Below are 886 nucleotides of genomic sequence, written 5' to 3'. Positions count from 1 at the left end.
GCCGGCGGGCTGGCCATGACGCAGTGCCCAGTCGGCCGCTGCCAGATCGGTGTCGCCGGGCGCGGCACTGCCGCTGGTACTGGTGTCGGCACCCAGCCGTACCCAGGCCGGTGCATCCAATGCCTGTTCCAGTGCTACCCGGCCGGCGTGCGCGACCTGGGCATTGTCGGTGGCACCGACCAGTTGCCGCCCCAGCGTCTGCCGCACATTGGCATGGCGGTTGGCCGCACGCAGCGCCACCACCTGCATGCGCAGGCGCGATGCCAAGCGGCCGGCAACCAGTGCGGCGGCGAGGAACAGGAAGACGGTGATCACGCCTTGCCGCGCGCTGATCGCAAAGGTGAAGCGTGGTGCGATGAAGAAGAAGTTGTAGGCGAGGAAGCACAGCGTCGCCGCCAGCACCGCCGCGCTCATGCGGGTGCGCGCGGCCACCAGCACCACCGCGACGATGAACACCATCGCCAGATCACTCAGGCCTATCCAGTGTTCGCCCAGCCATGCGGCGAAGCAGGCGCCGGCGGTGGCCAGCACCGCCGTCATGGCATCCTTGCCCCAGCTGTCCGGGGTAAGCGACAGCCCGAAGCGACGCGCATTGGCGCGTGCCTGCGGTGTGCTGATGATGGTGATCTCGTAGTGCGCGCCGCGCTGGATCAGCTGCTGGGTCAGGGTCTGGTTGAGCATCCGTGCGAAAGGGCGTTCGCGGGTACGACCCAGCACCAGTGAGGACACCGCGTTGTGCGCGGCGTAATCCAGCAGCGCATCGGCGATGCCCGGCCCATGCAGCAGCTCGGCGTCGCCACCGAGCCGGCGGGCGAGCGCAAAGGCGGCGTCGATCTCGCGGCGGGTGGCCTCATCGGGGCGCCGGTGCTGCACGGTCACCACCGTC

General features: G+C 69.5%; 1 protein-coding gene. It reads right to left on the bottom strand.

The window, feature by feature from the left end; genetic code table 11:
* The coding region (locus JCM9942_RS17030) for a DUF4118 domain-containing protein (protein WP_157723041.1) at positions 1-886 on the bottom strand (886 nt) is incomplete at both ends.

Source organism: Stenotrophomonas pictorum JCM 9942 (assembly GCF_001310775.1).
GTDB classification, from domain to species: domain Bacteria; phylum Pseudomonadota; class Gammaproteobacteria; order Xanthomonadales; family Xanthomonadaceae; genus Stenotrophomonas; species Stenotrophomonas pictorum.
Note: the sequence above shows the minus strand (reverse complement) of the source record. Positions and strands in the feature narration are given on the sequence as shown.